This is a genomic window from Lishizhenia sp., assembly GCF_057456495.1.
The window spans coordinates 1-9,143 of the sequence record NZ_JBVCPV010000120.1; the positions used below are offsets into that span (position 1 = coordinate 1).

Below are 9,143 nucleotides of genomic sequence, written 5' to 3' on the forward strand. Positions count from 1 at the left end.
ATGATCTTCACCACCCGTCAAAACATCGTGTAAGAAAGAAGCTCCTATTCCAGCATTTACCAAGTACGTTCCTTCTTTCAGCTCACGTTCAAGTTGTCTATTATTGAGCAAACTATTTTCTGGTATAGTTTTCAAATAAGCTTTCTTGGCTCTTCTTCTATCGCCTTGTAACGTATACTCCAAGCCCAAACTAAAATAACTATAGGTTTGCGTGTAAGTTCCAAAAGTGGGTTCGTCAAAATTGTAAAATTCATAGGACCCTGATCTAAAAACATGATTCGAATAATTGTACCTTGCCTTTAGCAATAAACCAGGAACCTTTTTATGTTCATATCCTAATTCTACGAAGTATGAAGGAGCTATACTCGGCCCTTCTTCCCTACCAATTTCATTAAACCTAAAAATGTCGTAATCGGATCCATTTTGAAACCTGATACCATAGCCCCCTGTCCCTAGAAGATTCGAATGCCCTTCAGGTTTATCAAACCACAGCATGGCTCCAGCAGAAATATTTAAAGTACTATTCTCAAGTAAAGGAAGTCTATACTTAAAGTACAATTCTGGTACTATAGTAGGATTATTATCTCCAATCCTGAAGTTAATATCATCGAAGCTAAAGTTGTATTTCTCGCCATTGGGTTGATATACTTGATGATCCATATTTCCATCAATTTCGAGTCCCAAGTTCATACTAGGAAATACAAAATTCGCATTTACACCTATTTCAAAATTAGATTTTACGGGTAGAGCCCATCCTAAATAAAAATTAGGACTAACAGACGGTTTACTGCGCATAAAGTCATTCCCTGTATTTTCAAATTCTACAGGATTCATAAACATTGCATCTGTACCGAAATGGAACTTTAATTTTGAAGCTTGCTCTTGAGCATTTACTCCTTGGAACATTTGGAACAAAATAGCTCCAAACATCAATGATTTTTTAAGTGGTTTGTTCATTTTGATGAATTGATTATTCAAATAATTTTTAAATTAAATCGCCACAAAACTATACCTTTAATTCAATCCATTTAAGTTTTTGAAAATTTTAACATCTATTCGTTTAGTCTGAACAGAAATCTCATTAAAAACGTAGATCGACTTCCTTTTGAAACAGTTCTTCCCGTAAATACATTTTAACTTCCCTTTTTGTAGTAATAATAGTTCGTTTGTGAGTTTTTATACAGACCTATTTGATAGTGATAAGCAAAGTTTAAATACAATTTCTTTCCTAGTTTCAAATCCTTTGATAAACCTACATTAATTGTTGTGTAATTATTCTTTAGGTTCAGTGTATTGTATTGCACATACCAAACATTTCCTGTAGACACAGAATTCATGTTTACCTCATCTAATACAGCTGTTGTATCTCCAAGACTGTTATTTAAACTTCCAAAACTCAAACCGGCATTAATATTTAAATAATTGTAATTCTTGGGTCCTACAATGCTGTACCCTATACCCAAACTTATTTCATGTGCGCTTTGCTTCGCCATTCGACGTGTGGGTATAGCGGCTGACGAATTGGTAATCCAACCGCGGGTATACTTGTAAGTGCTGTACCTCCCAAACCACAACCAATGCTTCTTTAATGCTTTTTCAACCCCAAATTCCAATACCGGCGTAGCATTACCTCCAGATCTTATATCGTTCTTTTCCCCCAGCGTTCTATCGTGTAAACTTCCTATACCGAGACCTGCCTTTACCGCCCAGGTTCCCGGAACTATTTTCCTTTCCAATTGATTGTTGGATAATCCTGTTTCTTCATCAATTTTCCTCAGGTACTCAAACCTTTGTCTTATCTTTTTAAAAGGAACATTATAGCGCAGCCCCAAACTTAAATAAGAATAAGATTGTGTAAAACTACCCGAACTCGTATATCCAAGGTTTAAAAGCTTGTAACTTCCATAAACTCTGTCAAAATAACTATAGTTATATCGAACGTTAAAAGATAAATGTGGCCAAGAATTAGGATGATAATCTAATTGCCCAAATATTGAAGGAAAGAAGGGAGTGATATATTGGTGAGCATCTTGGGTTAAACTGTACAGTTGTTTTTCCTCTCCATTACCACTCGGTAAATACTTTTCCGCCAACTGTTCTCCCAAACTATTTCCCTCATTAAACCACAACATTAAGCCGCCACCTACTGCTAGGCTACCACCGGGTTTCAAGTCTATGATTCTCTGAACGTAGGCTTCTGGTGAAATTCGAATAACTTGGCCTGAGTAAATGTCCATTTCATCTTCTACGAGGTGAAGTGTCGTACCATTTTCATCCACAAAATTGTGCCCCTCCTTTAAATCGAGTTGATATCCCAATCTGAAATTTGGAACATAAAAATTCAAACGGAATCCAAATAAATTTCCTTTCTCTGAGAAGTGCGAATAACCTATATTGAAATTAGGCGCAGGAGAAACCGTACTTTTCATATGCATTATCCCTGAATTATTGAATTTAACAGGGGACATAAGCATAAGGTCTGATCCTAAAATGAAATTGTGTCGATTAAGCTGCCCAAATGCGCATAAAAAAAGGGATGAAACATTAACAAGTGCTATGACCAGTGTAACCTTCATCCCTCTATACATTTTGAATGTTTATTAAAACTTATATTTCAATCCTACCAAAAATTGTTGTTGCGTTCCGTCCATAAAGGAGCTCGTTGCATTACTCTGCTCATTTCCTACCGTATAGTAATCTATATTCGTTACAAAGAATTTTCGAAGACCAAATTGTGTATTATAAGCCAAACTTAAATACATACCCTTAAAAAGCTTAAAATCTTTAGATAACTGGAAACTTAGCGCAGAATACCAGTTGTGGTTTAAATCAAACGTGGCTTTATAACTATACAAATCTCCTTCCTGCTGATTACTCTGAGTTATCGTTAATCCTGAACTACCATTGGGTCCTTTCTGATCCATTACAAATCCATTTTCAAAACCAACTGCTACGTTAAAATAATTGTAGTTCTTAGGACCAATAACTCTATACCCTAATTGTATACCTATTTGTGAAGCCCAAAAAGCATTCCCTCCATCTCCAGAGAACGGACCAATATTATAACTGCGTTTGTCCCAAATCTCCAATACTGAAATTGCACCAGCAACAAAGAAATTTCTTCTTATTCCCTTTTCAATGTTGAGTCCATAATATTGTCCCACTAAACCTCCATTCTTAAAGTGATTTAAACCACCTTCCATCTTATTCAACATTCTAGCCCCCCCAGTATTCACACCTATAAATAAAGCGTTAGGAGCAATAAATCGTTGTTCTTGTTTAGGGGTTAAAACAATTTCCTCTTGCTTCTTTTGTCCTAAAGTAAAAGAACTAAATACGAGACTCGCCGCAATAAGAGTGATAAAGATTTTCATGGTATATTGATTTTAGTTGTGGTAAGAACGATTATTATGAATACTTATTGAAATCTATTCAACTTTTTTCCAAAGCTTAATCTTTCTATCATCGCCGGCAGAGATAAACTCCTCTGCATTTAGTTTGGAGAGTGAGTTCACCGTGTGGGTATGTCCTTTTGATTTGACATCTATTCTCTGTAGAATTTCAAGGCTTTCTGGTTCCCAAACTTTAACCGTTTTATCAAAACTAGCACTTACCAATACGTTGCCCATATCGATTAAATCGTACACAGCATAGTTATGTGCAGGCACTTCTTTGATCAGTTTTTCACTTTTCCAATCCCACAGTCTCAAATAAGCATCCTTTCCCCCAGTGTAGAGAATATCGTTCTTCACTAGGGCAACATTTGCTCCCATGCGGTGCGATTTCAGCGTTACGATTTCATTGTAGAAATTACATTCTAAAATACGCGTAGTACCATCTTGACAGGAGAGAATTACCAATTCACCTTCGTCTGCTAAAGTCATGGACCTTATTTTACCACAGTTTAAAGGTAGGATGAGTTTCAATGAAAAGTCCTCCGCACTCCATACAGAAAAATAGCCATCGGCATCTGTTGCGTAGAATTCTGACTTTTTAGAATTATAACACAATGAAAAAACTCCAGATTTATGCTGGGCGAGGTTTTTAATTTCTTGTTTTTGCTCTAAGTCAATAACATGTACATTACCCTTTGATGAACCGATTACCAAATGTTTATCTGCATTGATTAAACAAATACTGTACGCGGCATTATCTAGCTTTATGGCAAAGGCGTCTTGCTCACCACTTTCTACATTCCAACGCGCAATAAACTTGTCGGCACTTGTGGTAAAAAGAAAACCGGAGTCATCTACAATAGTGTCGTAGATGGCCCCGGCATGACCTGTTATTATCTTTTCTAAGCTAAAAATCATTCTTCTTCTTCAGAAGCTACTTGTTTTAAACGTGTAGCGTAATCCTCTGGTAAATATTCAAAGAAAGTATCACCTCTTAATCCTAAACGTAAACATTCTAAAGGAATCATTTCGTTGTGTGCAATATTTCCAAGGTTTACTTCAGCTCCAAATAATTTAACAAACCATACTTGTTGGTTTTTCTTTGGCGCTTCCCATAGAATATCTTCTGGTTTTACTTTGGCAATAATCTTGTTGATCAACATAGTGTGTGCTGTACCGTTTGGTCTAAAAACACCTACCGTACCACTTTCTCTACCTTCTGCAATCACCTTCCAAGAACCTGCTTCCAATTCTGTACTCATCATTTTAATCCACTTATTCGGTGAAATTAAAATTCCAGAATCTTTTGAACCAACTTCAGACAAAACAGTTCTGTCTTTCGCCATGCTGTGAATCAATTCACATTTTTTATCGTGAGGTATGATAATAGATCCATCAGAAATTTCTGCTAAATCTAAATCGTACTTGTCTAAAATTCTAAGGTAATCTTCGTGCATTCCACGTGCGTAAAATGCTTCAAATAATGTTCCTCCGAAGTAAGGACGTATGTTTGCCTCCTTATACAACTTTAACTTTTCTTCCAAGTCTGGAGTCACGAAAGAGGTTCCGAAACCAAATTTTACGATGTCTGTAAGATGACCTGACGCCTGTATAAAGTTTTCTACCTCGTTAATGCTCAACCCTTTGTCCATCATCATTGTTACACCTGCGTTCCTAGGCTTTGATGATCGTTCTGGTATAAAGGATAAATTAAAATTCATAAGTGTGTTTAATTTTCTATTCGGTCCCGAAAACCACTAATGTTTTTAGCTTCGGGATAATGCAAAAATAACTTTTTAGCCAAATCTGCATCCTTATTTATAAGATTATCTAATATTAGATATGCGTTGGTGTATTCTTGATTTTGGTAATAAGCGTAAACGCGTATTAAGTCAAGTTCTGGCATCTTCTGAAATCCTGGATTACTCTCATATATAGATTCTACCAAATAAGGAGCTTCTCCCGCTAAAAACTTCAAGTAATCCAAAGCAAGATCTTCGTTGGTATCATCCAACTTCACTCCTTTTTCATACATTTCCAATGCATCTTCGACGCGTTCATCTTTTTCAAAAACACCTGCTAGCACATGGTAAAACGATGCGTTATCTGGGGCCAATTCTATGGCTTTGCTCACCAATTTAATTGCTTCCTCTGTTCTTCCTTCCAAATCATTTACGATTCCCATTCCCAACCAAGCTTCTGGCAGATGTGGATTTAAAATCGCCGACCTATTGTAACAGTTCATGGCCAAATCTAATTCGCCCAAGTCCTCATGACATTCCCCCATATAACTTAAGATTAAGGCATCTTCACCTTCCATCTCTAAACACTTCTCAAAGCACTCTAAAGCTTTTCTGGGCTTACTATTGGAAAGAAATGCATTTCCTAAATTAAAGTAAGCGGGAGGAAAATCATCATTGATTAATATGCTATAATCATAGGCCCAAATTGCTTTTTCGAAATTATCTACTTTCAAATAAGCATTTGCCAAATTGTACCATGCCGTAAAACTGTAAGGGTTTTCGTCTATGTAATCTTTAAACGATTTAATGGCTTTCTTGTACTCTCCTAACTGATCGTAACAAAAAGCAATCTCATAAACCGCTACCTCGTTTTTCGGGTTTTCGGCAATGGCTCTTTTTAAAATATTTACGGATGATTTGTAATCTTTTATATTGTTATATTCCATGGCCAAATCAAGATAAATCTCATCTTTTTCCATGTCATCTGCCAACTCTAATGCTAAGTTGAAATAACGAATAGCATTTTTAGAATCTCTTAATTGACTAAAAGAACCAGCTTTGGTAAGTACTAATTCTAAATTCCTTGGATCCATTTTCTCCAAGTCATTTAAAATTTCCAAGGCTTCTTTTAATTCACCATTCGCAGAAAGAATTTGCGCCTTTCTTAACAAAAACATAGTATTGAACGGAAAGTGACTCAAGGCCATTTCCACTCCCCACTTTGCTTTTTTGTAGTTGCTCGAAATGATAAAATGATCAATCAAAGCCTCCAAACGATCTGAATCCATGAATCGAAAATCGTCTTTTCTATACATGGCGTTGAAGGCATTTAAGTCCTCATTGAATTCTCTTTCTGAAAAATATTCTTCCTCTTCCTCGTACATACCTCTCTAAAATTAATCAGAATTTAAGCCTGTTATACACCGTTAACTCTAGAGTTATAAACAGGAAATTAACAATCAGCCCACTAAACAGGAGCCACCATGTGCATCAATTCTGCACAAATTAACGCTCCCCAAGTTCCAAAGAAGTATCCTACTACAGCCATAATTACACCTACTGTTGTTAAAGCAGGGTGAAAGGCATTGGCCACTACGGGCGCAGAAGCTGCTCCTCCTATGTTTGCTTGACTTCCTACTGCTAAGAAGAAAAACGGAGCTCTTATTAATTTCGCTACCAGTATAAGTAAACCGGCGTGAACGGCAATCCAAATTAGTCCTACAAAGATAAGCAATGGTTTACTGAAAATAGCAGAAATATCTACCTTCATCCCTATCGTCGCTACCAAGACATATAAAAAGATAGATCCGAATTTAGAAGCACCAACTCCCTCGTATTGACGGGCCTTGGTAAAACTTAAAATCAATCCGTAAATTGTAGATAAAACAACCATCCAGAAGAACTGACTTCTAAATGTACTCCCTTTGTCAAGGATACCCTCGAAGAATGACGATAATACGTCTCCCAAGAAGTGAGCTATTCCCACACCAATAAACACAATTCCGAACATAACCATGTAGTCTTTTAATGTTGCTTTACGTTCCATCTCGGCATTCATTGTTTCCACTCTTACTACCAATTCATCAATGGCTTTGTTATCTGCTTTTAACCACTTATCAATTTTAGAACGTTTTCCAATACCAAATAAGATCACGGCCATCCAAATATTAGCGACTACTATATCCACAAGTACCATTCCCCCAAACAAGGTTTCTTTGTATTTGTAAACCTCCAACATCGCTGTTTGATTGGCTCCTCCACCTATCCAGCTTCCCGCAATGGTCGACAAACCTCTCCATGTCGCTTCGTTTCCTGTTCCTCCTACTGTTTCCGGAGAAATAAAAGAGAATATCCATACAGCAAAAACTCCACCTACGATTACTCCAACGGTTCCGGTAACAAACATGATGAAACTTTTTGGCCCTAAACGAACCAAACCTTTTAAGTCCATCGACAAAATCAACAAAATTAAACTGGCCGGCAATAGGTACCTGCTGGCCATGTGATATAACCCACTAAATTCTCCACTTATAATTCCCATACTACTCAAAGCAGCAGGCAACATGTAACACATGAAAAGGGCCGGGATAACGGTATAAAATTTCTTCCAGTACGTATTTCCAGAGTTAGAAGTGTAGAACACAAAAGCGAGAACTACCAGCAATAAACCAAAAACAACCTTATCGTTTTTTATCATCGGTTCATGCACCTCTTGTTCTAAAAAGGACATTTTGAAAGGAGTTGCACTGCTTTTTAAAGCTTGCACCTCCCCATTTATCATTGGATGAATAGCTATTGAAATGATACCGTTTGGACCAGGGTTTCTAAAAACTGCGTTCCCGAAATTGGCGAAATAACTGGTATCTTTATTAAAGACAACCTCTACAGAATCTGATTGAGCAAATAACCTTCTATCTTCGTCTGTAAAGTTCAAATAAAAATAGGCTTCTGCGGTAAATTCCATTCCACTAAATGAATAGTCCTTACTCTCAGAATTCGCTAATACTTCCGTTGGAATTTCATCACTCAATAAGAGCAAAGAATCATTTTCTACTACCACAAAGTTTTCAGTTTGTGACCAGAGGTTAACACTCAAGAATAGTGTAAGAAATGCTAATAAAATTTTCATAATCCTTCCAATTTGGAAGGCAATAATAGGAATAATAAAACAAAAGTGAGAATTATGCTTCGAAGTGGACTTTGATCTTAACATTAAATAAATGTACACCGTCTTCCAATTCTTCAAAAGAGTACTTCACGTAGTTGCTCGATTTTAGCACCATAGTAATGAGTCCTAATCCAGCACCACCAAGTTCTGACATAAAACCATTATTCAATATTTCTATGTAATGCTTTTTGATTTCATCATCATTCATGGATTTTAGTTCCGTCAATTTACCATCAATTATGTTGATACTTTCGTCATTCACCAAATTAGCAAACTGCATACACACTTCTTTCTGATTATTGGCGATAAACACATAGCCTAAACTTTCGTCATCATCCACAAAATCACTATGTTTTCTTATGTTCTGAAGTCCTTCAATTAAGATGCTAAAGACTCTTTTAATAATGCTTTTCTTTTGATTTTTCTCGCGAAGTTTTTGTTCAACGCTTTCTGGGATGCTGTTTACAATATCTTTAGAAAACTGTCCTGCATAGGCTACCAGAACGTTATAATTCTCACGCTGTAAACATTGTTCGGTATCTTCAAAATAGTTTTGAAGTTTCACCGCAGTTTTCTCTGTAACTCTAGCCATTTATTTGATGTAGTGTAGTAATGCTCTTTTACAATATAAGAGAATTTCGTAATATTTAACTCAATTCAATTGCCGTAAAAATTGAAAAATTTACTAAAATACACTTTAAAAATCAATTCAACTAATTAAGTAGTGGTTAAAGCGATTGTAAACCAATACTTTTAGCTACGTGTTAAACTTTTCTCAATATTGTTGAAAATTCTTGCCACCGCAGGGCATACTTCCGTATTTTTCAAAGTAAGATC

Annotated in this window: 8 protein-coding genes; all 8 read right to left on the minus strand. The window is 36.2% G+C overall.

What is annotated here, in order from left to right; all coding sequences use genetic code 11:
• Positions 1-957: hypothetical protein (locus AC22ZQ_RS09460; protein ID WP_318958538.1), on the minus strand; the 957-nt coding region annotated here is incomplete at its 3' end.
• A 176-nt stretch (positions 958-1,133) separates the two neighbouring features.
• Complete coding sequence (locus AC22ZQ_RS09465) at positions 1,134-2,435, minus strand: hypothetical protein (RefSeq protein ID WP_318958539.1); 1,302 nt, start codon at positions 2,433-2,435, stop codon at positions 1,134-1,136.
• Positions 2,436-2,600: 165 nt separating this feature from the next.
• Positions 2,601-3,374, minus strand: a complete 774-nt coding sequence (locus AC22ZQ_RS09470; RefSeq protein WP_318958540.1) for a hypothetical protein — start codon at positions 3,372-3,374, stop codon at positions 2,601-2,603.
• A 54-nt stretch (positions 3,375-3,428) separates the two neighbouring features.
• The gene (locus tag AC22ZQ_RS09475) at positions 3,429-4,313 is read right to left on the minus strand and encodes a WD40 repeat domain-containing protein (protein WP_318958541.1); all 885 of its coding nucleotides are present in this window, start codon (positions 4,311-4,313) and stop codon (positions 3,429-3,431) included.
• A complete protein-coding gene (locus AC22ZQ_RS09480; RefSeq protein WP_318958542.1) occupies positions 4,310-5,116 on the minus strand; it encodes a phosphosulfolactate synthase in 807 nt (268 codons plus the stop codon). The genes AC22ZQ_RS09475 and AC22ZQ_RS09480 overlap by 4 nt, the downstream gene beginning before the upstream one ends.
• Positions 5,117-5,124: 8 nt before the next feature.
• Positions 5,125-6,522: a tetratricopeptide repeat protein gene (locus AC22ZQ_RS09485; RefSeq protein WP_318958543.1), complete on the minus strand. Its 1,398-nt coding sequence runs from the start codon at positions 6,520-6,522 to the stop codon at positions 5,125-5,127.
• An 83-nt stretch (positions 6,523-6,605) separates the two neighbouring features.
• Positions 6,606-8,267: a DUF819 family protein gene (locus AC22ZQ_RS09490; RefSeq protein ID WP_318958544.1), complete on the minus strand. Its 1,662-nt coding sequence runs from the start codon at positions 8,265-8,267 to the stop codon at positions 6,606-6,608.
• A 52-nt stretch (positions 8,268-8,319) separates the two neighbouring features.
• A complete protein-coding gene (locus tag AC22ZQ_RS09495; RefSeq protein WP_318958545.1) occupies positions 8,320-8,898 on the minus strand; it encodes a SiaB family protein kinase in 579 nt (192 codons plus the stop codon).
• Between the last annotated feature and the right edge of the window lie 245 nt (positions 8,899-9,143).

Excerpts from the sequence above, each read along its gene's own strand:
- AC22ZQ_RS09470 (WP_318958540.1), bottom strand. The coding sequence starts at position 3,374 with ATGAAAATCTTTATCACTCTTATTGCGGCGAGTCTCGTATTTAGTTCT.
- AC22ZQ_RS09465 (WP_318958539.1), bottom strand. The coding sequence starts at position 2,435 with ATGCATATGAAAAGTACGGTTTCTCCTGCGCCTAATTTCAATATAGGT.
- AC22ZQ_RS09490 (WP_318958544.1), bottom strand. The coding sequence starts at position 8,267 with ATGAAAATTTTATTAGCATTTCTTACACTATTCTTGAGTGTTAACCTC.
- AC22ZQ_RS09485 (WP_318958543.1), bottom strand. The coding sequence starts at position 6,522 with ATGTACGAGGAAGAGGAAGAATATTTTTCAGAAAGAGAATTCAATGAG.
- AC22ZQ_RS09480 (WP_318958542.1), bottom strand. The coding sequence starts at position 5,116 with ATGAATTTTAATTTATCCTTTATACCAGAACGATCATCAAAGCCTAGG.
- AC22ZQ_RS09495 (WP_318958545.1), bottom strand. The coding sequence starts at position 8,898 with ATGGCTAGAGTTACAGAGAAAACTGCGGTGAAACTTCAAAACTATTTT.
- AC22ZQ_RS09475 (WP_318958541.1), bottom strand. The coding sequence starts at position 4,313 with ATGATTTTTAGCTTAGAAAAGATAATAACAGGTCATGCCGGGGCCATC.